Annotated in this window: 21 protein-coding genes; 12 read left to right on the forward strand and 9 right to left on the reverse strand. The window is 65.4% G+C overall.

Translation table 11 applies throughout. The annotated features are described in order from the left end of the window. Positions 1–3: 3 nt before the first annotated feature. The 3 genes from ACQR1X_RS09675 to ACQR1X_RS09685 are packed head-to-tail and all read left to right on the forward strand — an operon-like array spanning position 4 to position 3,388. A complete protein-coding gene (locus tag ACQR1X_RS09675; RefSeq protein ID WP_434898710.1) occupies positions 4–1,923 on the forward strand; it encodes a RiPP maturation radical SAM C-methyltransferase in 1,920 nt (639 codons plus the stop codon). Between the two features lie 26 nt (positions 1,924–1,949). Further along, a complete protein-coding gene (locus tag ACQR1X_RS09680; protein ID WP_316178789.1) occupies positions 1,950–2,795 on the forward strand; it encodes an aKG-HExxH-type peptide beta-hydroxylase in 846 nt (281 codons plus the stop codon). Between the two features lie 11 nt (positions 2,796–2,806). After that, a complete protein-coding gene (locus ACQR1X_RS09685; RefSeq protein ID WP_316215791.1) occupies positions 2,807–3,388 on the forward strand; it encodes a hypothetical protein in 582 nt (193 codons plus the stop codon). Between the two features lie 17 nt (positions 3,389–3,405). Here the strand turns inward: ACQR1X_RS09685 and rimO are convergent, their stop codons facing one another. Further along, positions 3,406–4,731 (reverse strand): 30S ribosomal protein S12 methylthiotransferase RimO, encoded by a 1,326-nt coding sequence (rimO, locus tag ACQR1X_RS09690; RefSeq protein WP_315800005.1) that lies wholly within the window; start codon positions 4,729–4,731, stop codon positions 3,406–3,408. A gap of 113 nt (positions 4,732–4,844) precedes the next feature. Between rimO and ACQR1X_RS09695 the strand changes: the two genes are divergently transcribed. The 5 genes from ACQR1X_RS09695 to ACQR1X_RS09715 all read left to right on the forward strand — a co-directional run bounded on the left by ACQR1X_RS09695 (position 4,845) and on the right by ACQR1X_RS09715 (position 10,629). Next, positions 4,845–5,435 carry an ANTAR domain-containing response regulator gene (locus ACQR1X_RS09695; protein ID WP_315800004.1) on the forward strand — a complete coding sequence of 197 codons (591 nt, stop codon included), beginning with the start codon at positions 4,845–4,847 and terminating at the stop codon, positions 5,433–5,435. Beyond that, positions 5,432–6,586: a CmpA/NrtA family ABC transporter substrate-binding protein gene (locus ACQR1X_RS09700; protein WP_434883067.1), complete on the forward strand. Its 1,155-nt coding sequence runs from the start codon at positions 5,432–5,434 to the stop codon at positions 6,584–6,586. Before ACQR1X_RS09695 ends, ACQR1X_RS09700 begins: the two co-directional genes overlap by 4 nt. Before the next feature lie 344 nt (positions 6,587–6,930). Then, complete coding sequence (locus ACQR1X_RS09705) at positions 6,931–8,721, forward strand: NirA family protein (protein ID WP_434898711.1); 1,791 nt, start codon at positions 6,931–6,933, stop codon at positions 8,719–8,721. Further along, positions 8,718–10,319 carry a sulfite reductase subunit alpha gene (locus ACQR1X_RS09710; RefSeq protein ID WP_434898712.1) on the forward strand — a complete coding sequence of 534 codons (1,602 nt, stop codon included), beginning with the start codon at positions 8,718–8,720 and terminating at the stop codon, positions 10,317–10,319. The genes ACQR1X_RS09705 and ACQR1X_RS09710 overlap by 4 nt, the downstream gene beginning before the upstream one ends. 160 nt (positions 10,320–10,479) lie before the next feature. Further along, complete coding sequence (locus ACQR1X_RS09715) at positions 10,480–10,629, forward strand: hypothetical protein (protein ID WP_315711980.1); 150 nt, start codon at positions 10,480–10,482, stop codon at positions 10,627–10,629. 6 nt (positions 10,630–10,635) lie between these two features. Here ACQR1X_RS09715 and ACQR1X_RS09720 read toward each other — a convergent pair whose 3' ends face one another. Genes ACQR1X_RS09720 through pxpB form a run of 3 tightly spaced genes read right to left on the reverse strand, consistent with a single transcriptional unit; the run spans position 10,636 to position 13,216 of the window. Continuing rightward, positions 10,636–11,403: a LamB/YcsF family protein gene (locus ACQR1X_RS09720; protein ID WP_434898713.1), complete on the reverse strand. Its 768-nt coding sequence runs from the start codon at positions 11,401–11,403 to the stop codon at positions 10,636–10,638. A 50-nt stretch (positions 11,404–11,453) separates the two neighbouring features. Further along, entirely contained in the window at positions 11,454–12,488 is a 1,035-nt protein-coding gene (locus tag ACQR1X_RS09725; protein WP_434898714.1) for a biotin-dependent carboxyltransferase family protein, read from the reverse strand. Continuing rightward, positions 12,485–13,216, reverse strand: coding sequence for a 5-oxoprolinase subunit PxpB (gene pxpB, locus ACQR1X_RS09730; RefSeq protein WP_434898715.1), 732 nt, complete (start codon positions 13,214–13,216; stop codon positions 12,485–12,487). Before pxpB ends, ACQR1X_RS09725 begins: the two co-directional genes overlap by 4 nt. A gap of 247 nt (positions 13,217–13,463) precedes the next feature. On the opposite strand from pxpB, the gene ACQR1X_RS09735 reads away from it, so the two are divergent. Both ACQR1X_RS09735 and ACQR1X_RS09740 read left to right on the forward strand, forming a co-directional pair. Beyond that, entirely contained in the window at positions 13,464–14,162 is a 699-nt protein-coding gene (locus ACQR1X_RS09735) for a ribonuclease activity regulator RraA (RefSeq protein ID WP_006613956.1), read from the forward strand. 54 nt (positions 14,163–14,216) lie between these two features. Next, the gene (locus ACQR1X_RS09740) at positions 14,217–14,624 is read left to right on the forward strand and encodes a (R)-mandelonitrile lyase (protein WP_434898716.1); all 408 of its coding nucleotides are present in this window, start codon (positions 14,217–14,219) and stop codon (positions 14,622–14,624) included. A gap of 83 nt (positions 14,625–14,707) precedes the next feature. On the opposite strand, the gene ACQR1X_RS09745 is transcribed toward ACQR1X_RS09740, so the two are convergent. Beyond that, positions 14,708–15,568: a DUF2147 domain-containing protein gene (locus ACQR1X_RS09745; protein ID WP_434898717.1), complete on the reverse strand. Its 861-nt coding sequence runs from the start codon at positions 15,566–15,568 to the stop codon at positions 14,708–14,710. Positions 15,569–15,659: 91 nt separating this feature from the next. Continuing rightward, positions 15,660–16,136, reverse strand: coding sequence for an Lrp/AsnC family transcriptional regulator (locus tag ACQR1X_RS09750; RefSeq protein ID WP_434898718.1), 477 nt, complete (start codon positions 16,134–16,136; stop codon positions 15,660–15,662). A gap of 145 nt (positions 16,137–16,281) precedes the next feature. On the opposite strand from ACQR1X_RS09750, the gene ACQR1X_RS09755 reads away from it, so the two are divergent. Together ACQR1X_RS09755 and ACQR1X_RS09760 are read left to right on the forward strand one after the other, a co-directional pair. Beyond that, the gene (locus ACQR1X_RS09755; RefSeq protein ID WP_434898719.1) at positions 16,282–17,301 is read left to right on the forward strand and encodes a 1-aminocyclopropane-1-carboxylate deaminase; all 1,020 of its coding nucleotides are present in this window, start codon (positions 16,282–16,284) and stop codon (positions 17,299–17,301) included. Positions 17,302–18,224: 923 nt separating this feature from the next. Continuing rightward, entirely contained in the window at positions 18,225–18,653 is a 429-nt protein-coding gene (locus ACQR1X_RS09760; RefSeq protein ID WP_434898720.1) for a hypothetical protein, read from the forward strand. Between the two features lie 157 nt (positions 18,654–18,810). Here ACQR1X_RS09760 and ACQR1X_RS09765 read toward each other — a convergent pair whose 3' ends face one another. From ACQR1X_RS09765 to ACQR1X_RS09775, 3 genes are all read right to left on the reverse strand, one after another. Further along, positions 18,811–19,602, reverse strand: a complete 792-nt coding sequence (locus ACQR1X_RS09765; RefSeq protein WP_315799993.1) for a transporter substrate-binding domain-containing protein — start codon at positions 19,600–19,602, stop codon at positions 18,811–18,813. 178 nt (positions 19,603–19,780) lie between these two features. Next, positions 19,781–20,191, reverse strand: coding sequence for a hypothetical protein (locus ACQR1X_RS09770; RefSeq protein ID WP_316178771.1), 411 nt, complete (start codon positions 20,189–20,191; stop codon positions 19,781–19,783). A gap of 244 nt (positions 20,192–20,435) precedes the next feature. Then, the gene (locus ACQR1X_RS09775; RefSeq protein ID WP_434898721.1) at positions 20,436–21,434 is read right to left on the reverse strand and encodes a hydroxyacid dehydrogenase; all 999 of its coding nucleotides are present in this window, start codon (positions 21,432–21,434) and stop codon (positions 20,436–20,438) included. Positions 21,435–21,452: the final 18 nt, after the last annotated feature.

Genomic DNA, 21,452 nt, shown 5'->3' on the forward strand with positions numbered 1-21,452 from the left:
GCCATGACCATATCCGTTGCGCTGGTTGCAGCGCCGTTCCTGGCCTTGACGCGGCCCGCGCTGGGGATCAGCACGCTCCAGGCGGCCCTCGAGGACCGCGGGATCGACGCACGGCAGTACTATCTCGGTTTTGCGTTTGCCGAGTTGATCGGCGCCGACACCTTCCAGTTCATCGCGGAGCAGGTTCAGACCAGCCTGCTGATCGGTGAATGGGTGTTCGCCGCGACCTTCGAAAACGCTCCTGATCCTGTCGCGGAAGCCCGGCACCGGGAGCGAATGGAAGCCTATTGCGGCAAGCATTGGCCCGCGGTCGTCGCGGCGCGCGATGCGGCGGAGAGGTTCGTCGACCGGTCGGCTCGTCTGCTGATCGCAGACGGCGCCCGCATCGTCGGCTTCTCGTCGACGTTCCAGCAGAATTGCGCGTCTCTCGGCATCGCGCATCGCATCAGGCAGCTCGCGCCGGACACGATCATATGCTTCGGCGGCGCCAACTGCGAGGGGCCGATGGGCGAGGCGCTGCTCGAACGCTTCCCGCAAATCGACTATGTGTTTCGCGGCGAGTCCGACCGGACCTTTCCGGATTTCGTCGAGCGCTTCCTTGCAGGCACCTTGCCTTACAGTGAAAGCACCGACGTGCTGGGCCGCGTGGGCACGAATGGGAGGATCGCGGAGACTCCGCTGCAGAATCTTGACGAGCTTCCCGTCCCTGACTTCACCGACTATTTCGCGGAGCTGAGGCAGGCGTCGTTCTGCGATGATCTGCTCCCCGCGCTGCCGTTCGAGAGCTCGCGCGGCTGCTGGTGGGGCATGAAGCACCACTGCACATTCTGCGGCCTGAACGGCGCGACGATGGCGTTTCGCACCAAGTCGGCCGAGCGCGTGCTGGCCGAGCTCGCAACACTATCCGCGCGCTGGAGCGTCAAGCGCTTCGAGGCGACCGACAACATTCTGAACTTGAAGCATGTCGACGCCGTGTTCGGCCACCTCGCCAACACCGCGCCGTCGCCTTACCGGATCCTCTACGAGATCAAGTCGAACATGCGCCCCGAGCAGCTGCGTACGCTCGCGCGCGGCGGGGTGACCTGGGTTCAGCCGGGCATCGAGCATCTCGACAACGATGTCCTGCGCCTGATGGAAAAGGGCGTGACCGGGCTGCAGAACGTCCGCGTGCTCCGAAGCTGTGCCGAGATCGGACTTCGGCCGATCTGGAACGTGCTGTGCGGCTTCCCCGGCGAGCGGCCTGCGGCCTACGCCAAGATAGCGCGATGGTTTGCGCTGCTGGAGCATCTGCAGCCGCCGACCGGACATTGCCGGATCAGGCTCGACCGCTTCAGCCCGTATTTCAACCACGCGGCCGAGTTCGGGTTTGAAAATGTCGCTCCCGCGCTGGCCTATCAGGCGGTCTATGGCCAGCCGGAAGATGTGCTGACGCGGCTCGCTTATTTCTTCGATGGCACGGCCGCCAACACCGCCTCGGACGAGGATCTCGCCCCGCTTGGCGCTGCGATCAGGCTTTGGCGGTCTGCACATGTGGACGGCACCGCAATGCCGATACTGGCGGTGGTCGGATTGGGTCCGTTGTCGATCCTCAAGGACACGCGCCGGATCGCAACCGAGACATGGCGCATGCTCGATCCGATCGAGATCGCCGTGCTGGACGCCTTCCGAGAGCCGGTGCGCATCGACGCGACCCTCGGGCGGCTGGTCGACCAGGAGACCTCCTGGCCAGAGGTGGAGCAGAGCTTCACCGGCCTGGTCGCCCGCGGGTGCATCCTGGAAGACGAGGACTGCGCGCTGACGCTGGTCACCAGCACCGAAGCCCTCGTCATCGACGACGAATGCCGGCGCGATTTCCCCGGCGGCTGGCTGCGCCCGATCGCCAGGGACGGCTCCGGCGCGTCGTCCGCTCAGCTTCAATTCTGAATCAACAACCGTCGCGGGAGGAGACAATGATCGACTGGTCGCGGGCCGCGGCACCACAGGATGATCTGTATGACGCCTTGCTGGCCTGTCATCTCGCCAGCACGACCACGAACGCTCACCGGCCGGAGCCGTTCGTGCACCGGGTCGCCGGCCATTCGCCGCGCATCTTCGATGGCGCCGTGTCGGTTCGCTACGTGCAGCCGACCGCGCCGGGGGCGCCCGTATTCAGCAACGGTCCGCTGGAGCACCCCAACATCGATGCTGCCGTCGACTACGTGCGGCGCTGGCCGGTCGCCTTCGAACAGATGCGCATGCTCATCGATTCCTTCCATCCGTTGGCGCGTCCCGATGTTGCGGAGAGCGACTATCGCGAGGGCTATGGATCCTACAGCGGCTCGACCGACGACCGGCTGGGCACGCTGTTCGCCACCATCTTCGATCCGATCGGCCTGGCCCAGGCGTTCGTGCACGAGATGGGACACAACAAGCTTCGCGCGCTCGGCATCAATCTGGAATCCGCGGATCGGCTGGTGTTGAATCCGGCGGACGAGTTGTATGTCAGCCCCGTCATCAAGGATCGTTTGCGCCCGATGACCGCGGTGCTGCACGCGGAATATTCGTTTGCCTACATCACGGCGCTCGACATCGTGCTGATCGAGACCGAGCCGGATGAAGAGCGGCGCCAATTGCTGTTTCGCCTGCTGCGGCGCAATCTCGCCCGCATTGAGGAGGGGGTCGACGAGATCCGGCGGTACATCCGCGTCGACCGGGACGGAGAGGCGTTCGTTGCCGGCCTCTATGCCTGGATCGACGCGTTGATCGCGCGAGGCCGGCAGTTGCTCGAGACCCGCGAGGCGGCGGCGGTGCACTGAGGAGGCCGTCGTTGGACCTGTCAACGTGGCGAGCGCTGATGTCCGGCGAACGGCCCGCGCCGGATTGGCTTGCGGCCGACAACGGCTTCGCGTCCGTCTGCGGAATGCGAGAGGCTCACGCTCCCATCGCCGCGGCCGTAAGAACGGTCACGGCCGGGGCGCGCTACAACATCATCGATCTCGGATGCGGCAATGGGGCGCTGTTGGCCGCGAGTTGCGAAGGGACGCCTGATCTGCAGCCGCTCGGCATCGAGCGAGATTCACGAAAGCTCGTCCATGCGCGAGCGATGTTCGGACGAGCGGTTTCGCACTGGCCGAGTTGCGACATGTTCGCTTGCCCCGCACCTCTTGAGACGGCCGCTGATCGGAGCGTCGTTTTGATCATGCCCGGACGGTTGCTCGAAGCGGGCGCTGACAGGGCTGCCACACTGTGTCGGTGGCTTCGCAGCCACGCCGACATCATCCTCTGCTACGCCTATCCCGATTGGATCGCGCGCTACGGCAATCTTGATGAACTCGGCAGACGCGCCGGCTTTGCATCATTGGAAAGCGTAGGACCCGACCGGACGATTGCGATCGGCCGGCTTCCCTGAGTTGCCGTTGACCCGCGCTAGAACCCAGCGACCGTGCCGTGCAGGTCGTATTCGTCGGCACGCTCGATCTTGACCGTGACGATCTCGCCGACACGCAGCGGCCGCCGGCTGGACAGATAAACGGCGCCATCGATGTCCGGGGCATCGGCCTTGGTGCGGCCCTTGGCGACGCTCGGCCCGACCTCGTCGATGATCACCTGCTGACGCGTTCCGACCTTGCGCTTGAGCCTGCGCGCCGAGATCTTCTGCTGGCGGGCCATGAGCGCGTCCCAGCGCTCCTGCTTGACCTCGTCCGGGACCTGGTCGGGCAGGGCGTTGGAGGTCGCGCCGGCCACCGGCTCGTATTTGAAGCAGCCGAGCCGATCGATCTCGGCCTCATCCAGCCAATCCAGCAGGTAGGCGAAGTCGGCGTCCGTCTCGCCGGGGAAGCCGACGATGAAGGTCGAGCGCAGCGCAAGATCCGGGCAGGTCGTCCGCCAGGCCTTGATCCGGTCCAGCGTCTTGTCCTGCGCCGCCGGGCGGCGCATCGCCTTCAGGACGTTGGGGCTGGCATGCTGGAACGGGATGTCGAGATAGGGCAATATCTTACCGTCCGCCATGAGGCCGATCACCTCGTCGACATGCGGGTAGGGGTACACGTAGTGCATGCGCACCCAGGCGCCGAGCTCGCCCAGCTCGCGCGCCAGATCGAGGAAGCGAGCCCGGACGTTGCGGTCCTTCCAGGCGCTTTCGGCATATTTCAGGTCCAGCCCATAGGCCGAGGTGTCCTGCGAAATGACCAGGAGCTCCTTGACCCCGGCTGCGACCAGCCGCTCGGCCTCGCGCAGCACGTCGGCCGCGGACCGCGACACCAGATCGCCGCGAAGCTTCGGGATGATGCAGAAGGTGCAGCGGTTGTTGCAGCCTTCGGAGATCTTCAGATAGGCGTAGTGCCGGGGCGTGAGCTTGATGCCCTGCGGAGGGACCAGGTCGAGATGCGGGTTGTGCGCCGGCGGCGACGCGCGATGGACGGCGTCCAGCACGCTCTCATACTGCTGCGGGCCGGTGATCGACAGCACGCCGGGATAGGCCTGCTCGATCTGCTCCGGCTCGGCGCCCATGCAGCCGGTGACGATGACCTTGCCGTTCTCGGCCATGGCCGCGCCGATCGCCGACAGCGATTCCTGCTTGGCGCTGTCCAGGAACCCGCAGGTGTTGACGATGACGACGTCGGCGCCGTCATGCTTCCGGGCGAGCTCGTAGCCCTCGGCGCGCAGGCGCGTGATGATGCGCTCGGAATCGACCAAGGCCTTGGGACAACCGAGCGAAACAAAGCTGATCTTGGGCGCCGAACCCTGCTGCATCTTGGAACTGCCTGATGAGATAGGCGTCAGCTAGTCCGAATTGTCCAGAAAGACAAGGCTTTGAGGCGGCCACGTCCATGCTATGGGTGAGGGCCCGGACAACCTGGTGATCGATGAGCGCCGAGCAATCGCCTAAAATCGTGATCGTCGACGAAAGCCCGATCCGCGCGGCCATCCTGGAGGAAGGCTTGCGGGAGGCGGGTTTTACCGGCGTCGTGCATGTCAGCGAGATGCAGGGTCTCCTGGCGCGCATCTATGCCCTGGACCCGGACGTCATCGTCATCGACCTGGAGAACCCGAGCCGCGATGTGCTGGAGCAGATGTTCCAGGTCAGCCGCGCCGTCCGCCGGCCGATCGCGATGTTCGTGGACCAGAGCGACGCGGCCTCGATCCAGGCCTCGGTCGAGGCGGGCGTCTCCGCCTACATCGTCGATGGGCTGAAGAAGGAGCGGATCAAGCCGATCCTCGACCTCTGCATCTCGCGCTTCAATGCGTTCTCCAAGCTTCAGGACGAGCTCGAGCGCACCAAGTCCGCGCTGGAGGACCGCAAGGTGATCGACCGCGCCAAGGGCATTCTGATGAAGATGAAGGGCTTCACCGAAGAGGAAGCCTATGTGCTGTTGCGCTCCACGGCCATGCGCGAAAAGAAGAAGATCGGCGAGATCGCGCAGTCGATCCTGACCGCCTCGGAGTTGTTGAAATGACCGGCCCGCTTCGCATTGGCTTCATCCCGCTGGTCGATGCCGCCGCGCTGATCGTCGCCGTCGACAACGGCTTCACCGCGGCCGAAGGTCTCGACGTCACGCTGGTCCGAGAGGTGTCGTGGTCGAACGTGCGCGACAAGCTCAACATCGGCCTGTTCGACGCGGCGCATCTGCTGGCTCCCGTCGCCATCGCGTCGAGCCTGGGCATCGGTCACGTCAAGGTGCCGATCGTGGCTCCTTTCAATCTCGGGGTGAACGGCAACGCGATCACCGTGACGCCGGCGCTGCATGCGGCGATCATGGCCAATCTCGATGGGGATCGTTTCGACCCGATGGCGACGGCGCTGGCGCTGGCGCGCGTCGTCGCGGAACGGCGCAAGGCCGGGCGCGAGCCGCTGACGTTCGGCATGACGTTTCCGTTCTCGACCCACAACTATCAGTTGCGGTTCTGGATGGCCGCAGGTGGCGTCGACCCCGATGAGGACGTCCGCCTCGTGGTGCTGCCGCCGCCCTACATGGTGGAGAGCATCGCCAACGGTCACGTCGACGCGTTCTGCGTCGGAGCACCGTGGAACTCGATCGCAGTCGATCTCGGCATCGGCCATATTCTCCACTTCGTGTCTGACGTGCTGGTGCGCGCGGCCGAAAAGGTGCTGGCGGTCAGGCAGAGCTGGGCTGACAAGAATCCCGCCGCCCTCGCCGGCCTGATCCGCGCCTGCGCGAAGGCCGCCGATTTCATCGAGCAGAACCACGGGGATGCCGCGCGTATTCTGGCCCAGCCGGAGCGGATCGGCGTCGATGCGGAGGTGCTCCAGCGTACGCTGGACGGCCGCCTCAAGATCTCGCCGGACGGCACCTTCCGCGAAAGCTCGCGCTATCTGCTGGTGGGCCGCGAAGACGCGGGACGGCCCGAGAAGATCCAGGCGGCATGGCTCTATGCCCAGATGGTGCGGTGGGGCCAGACTCCCCTCAGTACTGAAGCCCTGGGCACTGCCATGGGCGTGTTCCGGCCGGACATCTACGACGCGGCCATGGGCACGGCCGCGGTCGGCACGGATGCCGCCATCGGCGCATTCGCCGGTCCGCCTTTCGCGGCGGACGACGTGATCGGCCATCTCGAGGCCTTCAAGATCGGCCGCTGGACGGCCTGATTCACGCACCGAATCAGGGTCTGGGCACCGTGTGCCGTCGACCAATTTTTGGGCGACGTGCCCGTATTTCGAGGCTTGAGTCGGTTAACTTGCCTTCATTGATTCGATCAGCATTCTGATTTTACACGCTTTTCCTGATTTTTCAGGCTGGCACGCAACTTGAATATTGCAGTGCAGTCAGCCGCCGCAGATGCCGCTGACTGCAATCCGTGTCGGATTTCCGCAGCAACGAAGCTGGTCGGATCTTTCATCGGAAGCAGGCCATGTCGGCCTGTCGGACGGTGCGATCCTCATCCCATTCCCGAACGCCAACCGCCGTGGCCGCTGGAGCTTCGTCCGCCATCATGAAAATCGAATCGTTGTCAGTCGACTTTAACGACGAGCAGAAGCGCTACCTCGAAGGCTTGGCTGCGGGCCTCAAGGTCACGCTGGCAGGGCGCGGCCAGGGTGGCACGCAGACGGCAAGCGAGCCGACCGGCCCGGACGCCATCCACATCAAGGCCCAGGACAAGGTGATTGCGTCGGGACGGAAGCTCGTCGACCAGGAGAAGGTCAAGCGCGAGCTCCATCCCTTCGATGCCTACGAGAGGCTGAAGGAGCAGGCGCGCAATGATGCTGCGCCATCCACGGCCGACAATTTCCGCTGGCGCTATTACGGCCTGTTTCACGTCGCGCCGGCGCAGGATTCCTATATGTGCCGGCTGCGCATTCCCAACGGCATCCTGAAGCATTGGCAACTGACGGGCCTTGCCGATCTCGCCGACCAGCTTTGCGGCCCCTACAGCCACGTCACCACGCGGGCCAACCTGCAACTGCGCGAAATCCCGCCGAGGCACGCGGTCATGCTGCTGGAAGGACTCTCGGATCTCGGTCTGACGGCGCGCGGCTCCGGCGCCGACAACATCCGCAATGTGACGGGGACGCCAACGGCCGGCATCGATCCGCAGGAATTGCTGGATACGCGGCCTTTCGCCCGCGAATGGCATTTCCACATCCTCAACGACCGCTCGCTGTACGGCCTGCCGCGCAAGTTCAACGTCGCCTTCGACGGCGCCGGACGGATCGCGGCACTGGAGGACACCAACGACATCGCGTTCTCGGCGGTCGAGGTGAAGGACGGCTTTGGCGTTGCGCCGGGCGTGTGGTTCAAGCTCGGCCTCGGCGGCATCACCGGACACAAGGATTTCGCCAAGCCGACAGGGATCATCGTCGAGCCGGAGCGGGCGACCGAGGTGGCCGACGCCATCGTGCGGCTGTTCATCGAGACCGGCGACCGCACCAATCGCCTCAAGGCGCGGCTCAAATATGTGCTCGACAGCATGGGTCACGACAAGTTCATGGAAGCCGTTGAAACAAGGCTCGGCCGCAAGCTGGCGCGCGTCCCCGACGAGGCGCTCGCGCCGCGGCCCGACGCCGATCGCATGGCCCATATCGGCGTCCACCAGCAGAAGCAGCAGGGGGTGAACTGGATCGGCGTGGTGCTGCCGTTGGGCAAGCTGACGACGGACCAGATGCGCGCGCTCGCCAAGATCGCAGCCGATCTCGGCGACGGCGAGATCCGGCTCACGGTGTGGCAGAACCTGCTGCTCTCGGGCGTTCCCGACGACAAGGTCGCTCTGGCCTGTGCGGCGATCGAGCAGATCGGGCTGTCGACAAAGGCCTCGCACATCCGCGCCGGACTGATCGCCTGCACCGGCAACGCCGGCTGCAAGTTCGCGGCATCCAACACCAAGAAGCATGCGGCCGAGATCGGCGACTGGTGCGAGAGCAGGGTGGACGTCGACACCCCGTTGAACATCCATCTCACCGGCTGTCATCATTCCTGTGCCCAGCACTACATCAGCGACATCGGCATGATCGCGGCAAAGGTGCCGGTCGGTGATGGCGACGACACGGTCGAGGGCTATCACCTGTTCGCCGGCGGCGGGTTCGGCCCGCAGGCCGACATCGGCCGCGAGGTCTATCGCGACCTCAAGGCGGCGGATGCGCCTGTAACCGTTGAGAAGCTGCTCAAGGCCTATCTCGCCCATCGCGCCTCTCCCGAGGAGACCTTCCTGTCGTTCGCACGCCGTCACGACGGCGAGGCGCTGCGCAATCTCGCCGAAGCCCAGACCTCGTCGGAGGTGTCTGCATGAACCAGATCACGCCCATGCCCAAGATCGAGATCATTCCTTCGACGGCGCCATTCTCCGAGGCGCAACGCTCATGGCTCAACGGCTTTCTGGCCGGAGCGCTCGGCTTCGACGGCGCGACAGCGTTGTCGCCGGCGCAGAACGGCGCCGTGCTTGCGCCCGCGGGCGACGGTGACGACGGCGAGGCGCCATGGCACGACCAGACCATGCCGATCGCCGAGCGCATGAAGCTCGCCGACGGCCGTCCGCTGCGCCGGCGCATGATGGCGGCCATGGCGCAGCAGGACTGCGGCCAATGCGGTTACAATTGCAGCGACTATTCGGATGCGATTGCCGATCGCAGCGAGGCGCGGCTGAATCTGTGCGTCCCCGGCGGCAAGGAAACCGCGCGGATGCTCAAGGCGCTCTACGAGGAGATCGACAGGGCTCCGGCCGCGGCCAAGCCCGCTGCGGCTGCGCCGGCCACAGTCTCCGTCGTCGTCAGCGAGCCCGGTCGCTCGCGCGACAATCCGGTCGATGCGACGTTCCTGTCGCGGCGCCTGCTCAACAAGCCGGGCTCGGAGAAGGAGACCTGGCACATCGAGTTCGATCTCGGCGAGAGCGGGCTCGACTACGTCGTCGGCGATTCCTTCGGCATCTTCGCCAAGAACGATCTCGGCCTCGTCGATCAGATCATCGCGCTGCTCGGCGCCTCGCACATGACCGAGGTGAACGGCAAGCCGCTGCGGCAGTGCCTGTTGGAGGACGTCTCGCTGGCGCCGGCGCCGGATTCGCTGTTCGAGCTGATCTCCTTCATCACCGGCGGCGCAACCCGCGAGAAGGCGCGGCAGCTGGCGCAGGGCGAGGATCCCGACGGCGACGCGGCGACGCTCGACGTGATGGCGGTGCTGCAGAAGTTCTCCGGCGTCCGGCCGCATCCGGAGGCCTTCGTCGAGGCGCTGGAGCCGCTGCAGCCGCGGCTCTACTCCATCTCGTCGTCGCACAATGCCACGCCCGGCAGGTTGTCGCTGACGGTCGACTGCGTCCGCTACGTCATCGGCAAGCGCAAGCGGCTGGGACTTGCCTCGACGTTCCTGGCCGAGCGGATCAATCCCGGCGACAAGCTGCGCGTCTATGTGCAGAAGGCGCACGGATTCGCGCTGCCCGCTGATCCGAAGACGCCGATCATCATGGTCGGTCCCGGCACCGGCGTCGCGCCGTTCCGCGCGTTCCTGCACGACCGCAGGGCGACCGGCGCGCCCGGCAAGAACTGGCTGTTCTTCGGACATCAGCGCAGCGACTGCGACTTCTTCTACGCCGACGAGCTGAACGCCATGAAGACGGCCGGCCTCCTGACGCGGTTGTCGCTGGCGTGGTCGCGCGACGGCGACAAGAAGTTCTACGTCCAGGACCGCATGCGCGAGGTCGGGCGCGAGGTCTGGACCTGGCTCGCCGACGGCGCCCATCTCTACATCTGCGGCGACGCCAAGCGCATGGCCAAGGACGTCGAGCGCGCCCTCGTCGACATCGTCGCCCAGTTCGGGGCCCGCTCGACCGACGAGGCCGTCAGCTTCGTGGCCGACCTCAAGAAGAAGGGCCGGTTCCAGCTCGACGTCTACTGAGCGGGAACCCCCGCGGAGAATATTCTCGGCCGCCACTCCGGCCGAGAATTTTTTGGTTCCTGCGGGACCCGGCGCAGGGGGCTTGTCGTTATTTCGCCGGTTGCCTTGCACCGGCTCGCGAGAACGCTTTTCTCATGGCCGGAACTTCGGGAGACCGGCCATGCGAACGATATCGACGCCCCTGCGACAGATGCCCCAGGCCCGCGCCATTCGCGAGCGCGGCGCAACCGTCGCGCTGGTTGCCTTCTACAGCGCGATGGCGCTGATTGCCGCGATCACCCTGGGCACATCCTTCACGCACCCGTTCTGATCCTCCTCACCTCTTAAACGGCGCGACCGTGATGCCGGCCGCCTCGAGCGCCTTGCGGACCTCCCGCGCAATCTCGACCGCGCCAGCGGTATCGCCGTGAATGCAGACGGTGTCGGTGCGCATCTTCATCACCTTGCCGGTCACCGAAATCACCGCGCCGTCCTGAACCATGCGCACGACGCGATCGGCGATGACCTTGGGATCGTGCAGCACGGCGCCGGGCTTGCTGCGCGACACCAGGAGTCCATCGTCGCCATAGGCGCGATCGGCGAACACCTCGTGCGCCATCGACAGGTTGGCCTTCTCGCCCGCGGTCACCAGCTTGGAGTTGGCGAGCACGACAAAGATCAGACTGGGATCGACGGCCTTGATCGCCTTGGCGATCGCGTTTGCCGTCATGTCATCCTCGCAGGCGACGTTGGACAGCGCGCCGTGGGCCTTCACATGCGTGACCTTGTGGCCGGCCGCGGTGGCGATCGCCTGCAGCGCGCCGATCTGATAGGCGACGAGGTTTTCGATCTCCGATGATTTCAATCCGGGTACCGGACGCCGGCCGAAACCATGCAGATCGCGATAGCCGGGATGCGCACCGACGCGGACACCTTTGGCCTTCGCCATCTCGACCGTGCGGCGCATGATGTCGGCATCGCCGGCATGAAAACCGCAGGCGACGTTCACCGACGTCGCCAGCTCGATCATGGCGGCATCGTTGCCCATTTCCCACGGGCCAAAGCTCTCTCCGAGGTCGCAGTTCAGGTCGACGGTGCTGGTCATGTCAGGGTCCGCTCGTTGATGGGTCCGAAACAGCGTGAGATGTGCTCAAATCAATCGGGAGTCGCTCCGGGCCAGGTGGTGGCGTCGGTTGCGCTGACCGCATGACCGGCGACATTGGCCGTCAACAGCGCATCGACATTGAAATCGCTGTTGGCGAGCTCGGTGACGCGGCCGGGCAGGCTGCGCAGCAGATCCTTGTAGCGGCGCAGTTCGGCCTGCGCCTCGGCGATGCTCACGGCCTTGAAGCGGAACGGCGTGCCGGCGGGCGTCTGCGCCAGGCGGCCGAAATCCGCCGTGATGACGGTCGCGATCTTCGGATAGCCGCCGCTGGTGCCGCGATCGGACATCAGCACGATCGGCGAACCGTTGCCAGGCACCTGGATGCTGCCGTCCACGGTGCCGTCGGAGACGATGTTGTGGCCATGGAGATGGCGGATCGGCGGTCCTTCGAGGCGATAGCCCATGCGGTCGCTGGTTGCTGACACCATCCAGTCGCTGCCGAGGAACAGCGCTTTCATCTCGTCGCTGAACTCATCGTCCTGCGGCCCCATCACGACGCGGATCACGCCGCTCATTCTCGGCACATCAATCCGCAGTTCCGGCGCGTCGCTGGCGGGGGTGACCTCGAACCTGTCGCCGGCCTGGAGCGGCCGCGGGTAGGGGCTGCCGAGCCCGGCGCGCGCATTCACCGAGAGACTGTCGAACATCGGCTCGCCGGCGATGCCGCCTTCGATGGCCAGATAAGTGAACGAGCCGCCGCGCGCAAAGCCGAGCGTGAGCTGCTCTTCGTCGTTCAGTGTCACCGACGTGTTGATCTCGATCGGCCGCTTGGCGACGTCCGCCGGCCGCTGCGCGCCGGCGAGCGCCACGCGCACCGCGCCGCCCTTCGCCGCGAACGTCGCGCCGAACGGGCCGATCTCGATCGCAGCCGCCATCGGCACATTGCCGACGAGGCTGTTGGCTGCGGCCAGCGCCAGCTTGTCCATCGCGCCGGATGGCGTCAGTCCGTAGCGCTGCGCGCCGAAACGCCCACCATCCTGGACCGAGCTTGCCGGACCGATCTGTGAGACGACGAGCGTGCTCATGCGGCGATCCGCTCTGCGATGAGCTCGCCGCCCTCCGCGGCGCGCTCCTGCTCCGCGAAGGTCTTCACGTCGACGGCGTAGAAGCTGACCTCGTCGCCGGGCTCGAGCAGGAAGGTCGGGTCGCGGTGCAGTTGAAACGTCCGCATCGCGGTGCGCCCGAGCAGGTGCCAGCCGCAGGGGCCGGCAAGGCACTGGATGCCGGTCTGGATGCCGCCGATCGCGATGATGCCTGCCGGTGTCGCCAAGCGCGGGTTCTGCCGGCGCGACATCTGCAACGTCGGATCGAGACCGGACAGATAGGACCAGCCCGGCGTGAAGCCGATCATCGCGACGCGGTAGATGCCGGCGACATGGCGGGCGACGACCTCGTCCGGCGTCAGGTTCAGCGCCTTGGCGACGTCCTCCAGGTCGATGCCATTCTCGCCGCCGTAGCAGACTGGAACCCGCCAGCGCCTGACCTCGCTGTCCGGCGCAAGCGACCCGGCCGACAGCGCCAACAGCTTTGCCCCAAGCGTGTCGTGGTCGATCACACCTGCATCGTAGTGCACCAGCAGCGAGCGATAGGTCGGCACCGTCTCGGTGATGCCCTCGATCCCGGCCGCTGCCACCGCATGGTCGAGCGCAAGCACGCGGCGATTGGCGGTCTCGTCGATGGTCCGGCTGAACTCGACGGTGACCGCGCTGTCGCCGCTGGGCAGCAGGCGAGGAGGTGGAAAAGAGTCGGCCATCTGTCCGAGAAGATCCGTGTTGCTGTTCCTCATCTAGCCGCTTTCGATCGCCAGTGGAATTGCGCTGGAGACAAAAAGTCTCGAAAATTCAATAAATTAATCGGATGCCCCGCGATAAGAAGACCTTATCGGGCCGCTGCAGGCCCCGCATGCGCTGGGCGCACTGAGCATGCCCTTGACGCGGCCTTCGTCGCTCGCAAGATGCGCCTGCTTTTTCCGCCAGCCTGTTTGGAGCGCCAGTCTCACAATGTCCCTCACTCCCGAAGCCATCGCTACCCTCTCCCAGGTCACTACGGCGACCATCACGACGGTCCTGCTGAAGAAGGGGTTGCGCAATGTCTGGCTGCGCGGCGCCAAGCCGCTGCGCCCGGGACAGAAGCGGCTGGTCGGTCCCGCCTTCACGCTGCGCTTCGTGCCGGCGCGCGAGGATCTGGCGACGCCGGAATCCTGGTCGTCGCCGATCTCGACCCGCACCGCGATCGAGGCCATGCCCGAGGGCTGCATCGCCGTGGTCGATGCGATGGGCGTCAAGGACGCCGGCATCTTCGGCGACATTCTGTGCGCCCGCATGGTCAAGCGCGGCGTCACCGCGCTGATCACCGACGGCGTGGTGCGCGACCTCGAAGGCGTGATGGGCACCGGCCTGCCGGTGTGGTGCGATGGCTACGCCGCGCCGCCGTCGGTTGCCGGCCTCACCTTCGTCGGCTGGGGCGAGGCGATCGGCTGCGGCGGCGTTGCGGTGTTTCCGAACGACGTCATCGTCGCCGACCAGGACGGCGCGGTGCTGATCCCGCAGGCGATGCTCGATCACGTGCTCGCCGAAGGCCCGGAGCAGGAGCGCATGGAAGCCTGGATCGTCGACGAGGTGAACAAGGGCGCGGTGCTGCCGGGTCTCTATCCGATGAATGCCGAGACCAAGGCGCGCTACGCGGCGTCGAAGAAGTAGGTCGCGGCCGACGCAGCGATCGATCGACTGCAAGGACTTAGGAAAGGCAGAACCATGGTGGATGTTTATCTCGCGGGCTCGCGCCCCACGCGCCGCGCGGCGGCCGAAAGTTTCACCGGTACGGTGTGGCAGGACCCGATCATCACGCCGCAGGCGCCCGCCCGCGTCGCCTCGGCGCGCGTGGCGTTCGAGCCCGGCGCGCGCACCGCCTGGCACACCCATCCGCTCGGACAGACGCTCTACGTGATTCAGGGCGTCGGTCGGGTGCAGGCCAAGGGCGGGCCGGTGCGCGAGATCAAGGCCGGCGACATCGTGTGGATTCCACCAGGCGAGAAGCATTGGCATGGCGCCGCGCCGACCACCGGCATGGTCCACGTCGCGATGCATGAATCGCTCAACGGTGAGCACGTGACGTGGATGGAGCACGTCACCGACGAGGAATATGCGACGCCGGTCGGCTGACGCCAGACTGACGACCGCTCGAGCGCGCGGTCGCAAGGCCGCGCGCGTTTCATTTGAATGAACTTCGACGGTCGTCGCCGCGCTCAGTTCACTCGCGTCCAGGTCTGGCCGCCGCAGAACATGCCGCCGAAGGCGCAGCCCTGCACGCGCAGATTGTCCGCTCCCTTCAGCGCGATGGTCGAATCGTAGGTGCTGCCGCTGTTCGGATCGAAGATGCGGCCGGTCCACTTCTTCTCCTGGGCCTTGTCGCTCGGCCGCATGTTGATCAGGATCTGCTCGCCGTTCTGCTTGGTCTTCGCATCCACGGCGTAGCCGCAGAGATTGGCGCCGCAGGGCTCGATGCGGATCTGGCCCTCCTTCTCCTCCGTCAGCCAGATGCCGACCGGCGAGTTGGGATCGCGACCGGCGGTCTGCGCCGCAGCGGGCGGAGCGGCTGCGGTGGTCACGGCAGGCGTCTGGGCTGGACGCGGCGGCGGCGGCGCGGCGGCGGGAGCCGCAGCGGCCGGCGGCGCAACAGGTGCCGTGGCATTGGCGGCTGGGGCCGCCGGAGGTGGTGGCAGCGGCGCCGGTGGCGCGGCCGCCTGAACGGGAGCAGGAGCGGCCGGTGGGCTCACCGGTGCGGCTGCCGTCGGAGCAGGCTCGGCGGGAACTGGAGCAGGGACCGCGACGGCGGGAGCAGGCGGTTGCGGGGCCGGGGTGACCGCCGCCTCGGTGGGCGCCGGAGCCGGCTTGTCCGCCGCGGCCGGCGGCCTGGCCGCCTGATCCGGATCGCGCTTGGTGCGCTTGAACTTCTTCTGCTCGGTATTGTCGTAGACGCCGGGGATCTGCACGGTGCCGCGGTCGGGATCGATGCGGATCGTCTTGCCGCCGTACTCGATGACGTACTGCGCCTCGGCGGCACTGCTGGCCAGAACCACGGCAGCAACGGCCAACAGCCTCTTCATCAGGATCTCCACGATGTCGGTTGCTGATGTGAGCGAGCTCACGCGCAATTAAGTCGCCGCTGCGGCAGCCCTGGTTCAACGCGCCCTCCGCTCAGAAATCCAGCGGCGCATTGTCGACCACCTCCTTCATCACGAAGAAGGTGCGGGTCTGCCGCACGCCGGGCAGCGAGATCAGCTGGTCGCCATGCATGCGGTTGAAGTCCTGCATGTCGCGGACGCGGATCTTGAGGAAGAAGTCGAAATCGCCGGCGACGAGATGGCAGTCGAGCACGAATTTGAGCTTGCGGATCGCGGCCTCGAAAGTGCGAAAGCTCTCCGGCGTCGAGCGGTCGAGCACGACGCCGACCAGCACCAGCGCGCTGCGCTCGACCTTCTCGGGGGCGATCTGCGCGCGCACGCTCCTGATGTAGCCCTCCTCGAACAGGCGCTGGGTGCGGCGATGGCAGGTGGCCGGACTGACATGAACGGCGGCGGCAAGCTCGGCATTGCTCATCCGGCCGTCCTTCTGCAGCAGTTGCAGGATACGGCGATCGACCCGGTCGAGATCGATACTGGAAGGTTCTTTCATTCTTGCCGTCATGGGCGGATGTTTCTCTTACAGATGTGAAAATCAGCGGACGTAAGCACGAAAACACAGGGCAATAAAGAGAGCACCTTTCTCCCCCTTTTTCGTATGTTTCGCCCGGCCCTTTCATCCACCCACGGAGAGACCCGTGCTTCGGCTCGACAAGTTCAAAAAGTATCCGCTCACCTTCGGTGCCACTCCGATCGAGCATCTGCCGCGGCTGACGGCGGCGCTCGGCGGCAAGGTGCAGATCTACGCCAAGCGCGACGACTGCAATTCCGGTCTCGCCATGGGCGGCAACAAGCTGCGCAAGCTCGAATACATCGTGCCGGACGCGATCGAGTCCAATGCCGACACCTTGGTCTCGATCGGCGGCGTGCAGTCCAACCACACCCGCATGGTGGCGGCGACCGCGGCCAAGATCGGCATGAAGTGCGTCGTCGTCCAGGAGAGCTGGGTGCCGCACGAGGACGCCGTCTATGACCGCGTCGGCAACATCCTGATGACGCGCCTGATGGGCGCCGACAGCCGCATCGTCGAGGACGGCTTCGACATCGGCATCCGCAAGAGCTGGGAGAACGCGATCCAGTCGGTGAAGGACGCCGGCGGCAAGCCCTACGGCATTCCGGCCGGCGCTTCCGTGCACAAGTTCGGCGGCCTCGGCTATGTCGGCTTCGCCGAGGAGGTGAGGGCGCAGGAAGCCGAGATGGGCATCAAGTTCGACTACATCATCGTCTGCGTCGTCACCGGCTCGACCCAGGCCGGCATGATCGTCGGCTTTGCCGCGGATGGACGCGCCGACCGCGTCATCGGCATCGATGCCTCCGGCACGCCGGAGCAGACCCGCAGCCAGGTGCGGCAGATCGTCGACAACACCGCCGAGCTGGTCGAGCTCGGCCGCAAGGTGCGCGACGACGAGATCGTGATCCTGAAGGACTACGCCTATCCGGCCTATGGCGTGCCGAGTGCCGAGACCAACGAGGCCATTCGCCTCGCCGCCCGCACCGAGGCGATGATCACCGACCCCGTCTACGAGGGCAAGTCGATGCAGGGCATGATCGACCTCGTCAAGAAGGGCTACTTCCCGGAGGGATCGAAGGTGCTCTACGCCCATCTCGGCGGCGCGCCGGCGATCAACGGCTACAGCTACACCTACCGCAACGGCTGAGGCCTGTTCGACGAACTGCGTTCGCTGCGCGGTTATGAGCAGAGCTTTCACAACACGCTCCACTGTCGTCCCGGTCTCGAGCCGGGACCCATCACCACCAGCGGGACAATTCTGCAGGCCTGCACCTTCGCACCTGCCACAAACGACGGCCTGTGAGCATGGGTCCCGGCTCGAGGCCGGGGACGACACCGTTTGTGTCGCCCGAGCGATCCGCACCTAACACTCTAGAGCATGACCTCGCTGTCTCGCGACGCATGACGTCCGAGTGATTCCATCAGTCGTGCCCCTCTCGAATAGAAGAGGGCGCAGGGAATGCCGGGTGAGGGCCTCACCCATGGCCCGCCTGCGTAAAAAATGCAGGCGGCAGGTACCACAGGTGCTGCCGATCAACCGGCATTCCCTGCGCGACGGTCTTAACGCTTATACGCAGTCTCCCTGGTGCGCCGGGCTTGTTGGCCACCATCACCACGCGGCGCCTTGAGCACCTTCGCGGCTTGATACCAGCGTCGGGGTATCAGGACCCTGCGACTTCACGTCCGCAAGCTGCCGTTCGTCCGCGTGCAAGCACGCTTTCGGCATCTCGCGGCCGTCGCCTCCCCACCTCGCGTGTCGTGACGATCGCGCGCAACGCCCCTCTTCGATGAGGCGGGATGGCGGCAGTAAAGCATGAAATTCTGAAAAACAAAAGTGGAATATTTTCTACCGGAGGACTGGACAGAGGTCTTCTCATTGAAACTACGCCGGAATATAGCGTTTAGGTGCGGGTCGTTCGGGGTAGGCTCGGCGTGCAATTCCACGGCGGGTAGACTGACGCTCCACGAGGTCCGATCTAAGGTCACAACCGGCCATCGTATATCTACTCCCGGCCCAGAGGTGACACTCAGCCCCTAGCAACAGCGAAGGGCGATCGCTAGAATTCGGTCATGAGCGACACCGCGAAGGCCACCGGTAGGGGACTGCGCTTAGGCTGGCATTGGCTTTGGTTCGTGCCGCTTTGCGTGATCGTGCTCGCGTTCGTGGAGCGGCACACGGTTAGCCACGCTTTCTTGCTCATCAAGCTCGGCTGGCATCGCTGGACGTGGGGCGCTCTGATCTCGCCGTCTGCGCTCGGCGTAATTGCGACTTCAATTATTTGGCCGCTTTACGGTCTAGCTGTTGTTGCGTTTCTCGTCACGGTGAGACAGCCATGGCGATGGGTGGTCTTGATGATCGCCGGGGTATTGCTGCTTCCGTTTGTCACCGATCTTCTCACTTGGGGATCATTCCCCTTCATCTTTGACAACACAGGGAGCGCACGATTGAGAATGATCCCCTTCCTCCCGTGGCCGAGCGGCGCTTACGGGGAATATTGATTGCGTGTCTGCTCTGCTCCGTGACAGCGACGTTGCTTCGTTTTCCGCCAAGCCTTAACTTTTTCGATCCGACGTTCTCACGGGGCACTTGCAGAGAGTCTGCCTAATTCATCGAACGCTGCATATTCAGCCTACATCCCGTCAGCTTCGTCAGAATTTACTCGAACCAATTCTTGTAGATCGCCTGGTAGCTGCCGTTCTCCGTCGAGATGTGCAGCCATTGGTCCACGAACGCCTTCAGCGCCACGTCGCGCTGCAGCCAGTAGGCCTTCTCCGAAAAGTCGAACGGCTTCTCTGGATGGACGGCGCACAAGACACCAGGATGCAGTTTCTGCTGGTAGCGCGTCTCAGAGGCGTCGGTCATCATCAGGTCGGCGTCGCCCTTGGCGATCTCGTCGAAGATGGTGACGTTGTCGGTGTGGACCCGGATGTCGGCGGCCTTGATGTTGGCGCGGGCGAAGCGCTCGTTGGTGCCGCCCGGATTGACGACGACCCGGGTGCCGGGCTTGTCGATGTCGGACAGCGTCTGGTACTTCGAGGTGTCGCTGCAACGGGCGATCGGTGTCTTGCCCTCGCGCATGATCGGCGTCGAGAAGTAGCCCTTCTTCTGACGGTCGAGCGTGATCGACACGCCGCCCATGGCGACGTCGAACTTGTCGGCCTCGAAATCCTTCATGAGCTGCGGCCAGCTCGTCGGCACGAACTCGACCTTGACGCCGAGCGCCTTGCCGAGCGACTCGGCCATGTCGACGTCGAAGCCGGAGAATTTGCCGGTCGCCTTGTCGAGATAGGTGAAGGGCTTGTAGTCGCCGGTCATGCCGACCCGCAAGCTACCGCGCTGCACGATCTCGTCGAGCCGCGAGGCCTGGTCCGCGGCCGCCGGCACGGCAAGGCTGCAGACGAGGACGAGCCCGGTCAGGACGGACAGCGGACGATCGAAGAACCCCATGATGGCGACACCTCGGCTTGAGTGGGACGAGGGTCTTCTTACAGGAAGCGGTGTCGCGGGACGAGGGGCAGGCGGCGGTCGCATCGTTCGGATCGGCTCACGGCCGCCGCCAGCGGTCGAGCCTCCTGGTCCACCAGGCAATGCCGCGCATCATTCAACGATGCGCGGCCACCGAGCGCTAGGTCCGGCCGGGTTCGACCGGAGCAAACGCACCCTTGCCGGTCATCTCGTTCTTCAGTGCCTCGAAGCGCTCTGCCGCCTCGCGCGCACGGGTGTCGACCATGTCGATGGCGGCTTCGGCCGTCATCGGGCCGCTGCTGACGGCGATCGAGGTCGGCCCGACGGTCTCATCGACATAGTAGCCGTCCTCGCCGCGCCGCGCGGTCCAGCGGAAGCGGATCGCAGAGATCGGGCCGGGACCGATCTTGGTGTAGCCGTCGGCCTGATCGAATGAGACCACCGTACCCGTGGCCTTTCTGGCTGGAGAGTTGGGAACAGGCGCGCTCGCCCGGTCGTCACGCTTCGCAGATTCCGGCTTGTCGAGGATGCTCGCTATCGTTGCGAGCGCGTGCTCCGTCGCAACACTCATGATCGCCTCTGTTCCTACTGACGCGCGCAAACGCCGACGCCAATAGCTGCAGTTGTAGCGAAGTCTGGGCGAGATGCAACATTGCGTTCAAATTTGGGCGACAAAGCGGTGGATGAAGATCCCCGCAGGACGGCGCTCGACTCAGCCGGCTCGTCTCCAAACGTGAATGGCCGGGATGGAGCCCGGCCATGATCATTCGAGCACTGAGCACAAGTATCAGCGCGAGACGGCGCCAGCCCGCGATTCAGAGCACGTCCTGATTGATCACGTTCTGCCGAATCGGCTCGCCGTCGAGCACACTGAGGATGTTGCGCGCGGTCTGCTCGCTCATGCGGTCGACCGCCTCGCGGGTGACGCCGGCGACGTGCGGGGCCATGATCACGTTGGGCAGCATATGCAGCGCGTGGCCGACCGGCGGCGGCTCCTGCTCGAACACGTCGAGGCCGGCGCCGGCGAGGCGGCCGGACGCCAGCGCGTCGTACAGCGCGGCCTCGTCGATCAGGCCGCCGCGCGCGGTGTTGATCAAATAGGCGGTCGGCTTCATCAGCCGCAGACGCGCGGCATTGAACAGGCCGATGGTCTCGGGCGTCTTCGGGCAATGGATGCTGACGAAGTCGGCGCGCGGCAGCGCGGCGTCGAGGTCGGTTACCGGCTCGCAGCCAGCGGCGGTGATGTCGGCGGCGGGCTTGTAGGGATCGTAGACCTGAACCTGCATCTCCATCGCCAGGCAGCGCTTGGCGGTGCGGGTGCCGATGCGGCCGAAGCCGATGATCAGCACGGTCTTGCCGTAGAGATCGAACGGCAGCACGCCGAGCCGCGAGCCCCAGGTGCCGTCCTTGACCATGGCATGCATCTCGTTGGCGCGCTTGGCCAAGGTCAGCATCATGAACAGCGCCTGCTCGGCGACCGACGGCGAATTCGCGGTGCCCGCGACCATCAAGGGCACCTTGTGGCGGCTCAGCGCCGGCACGTCGACCGCATCGAAGCCGACGCCGATCCTGGTCACGACCTTCATGTCGCCGGCAGCGACGAGCTCCGGCTCGCCGAAGCGCGTCGCACCGAGAGCCACACCATGCACCGGGGCATGGGAGGCGAGCAGCACGGAGAAATCCGCAGCCGAGATCATGTTGGGGAACTCGATCATCTCGACGTCGTCGCGCGCTGCGAGCAGCGCGCGTCCCTTGGCCGAGAAGGATTCCGTGACGAGGATCTTGTTCTTGTTGGTTGCCGTCCTGGTGGTCATGTCCTGCCCTTGAATCGT

This window comes from Bradyrhizobium sp. HKCCYLRH3073, assembly GCF_051167995.1.
Taxonomy (GTDB): Bacteria; Pseudomonadota; Alphaproteobacteria; order Rhizobiales; family Xanthobacteraceae; genus Bradyrhizobium.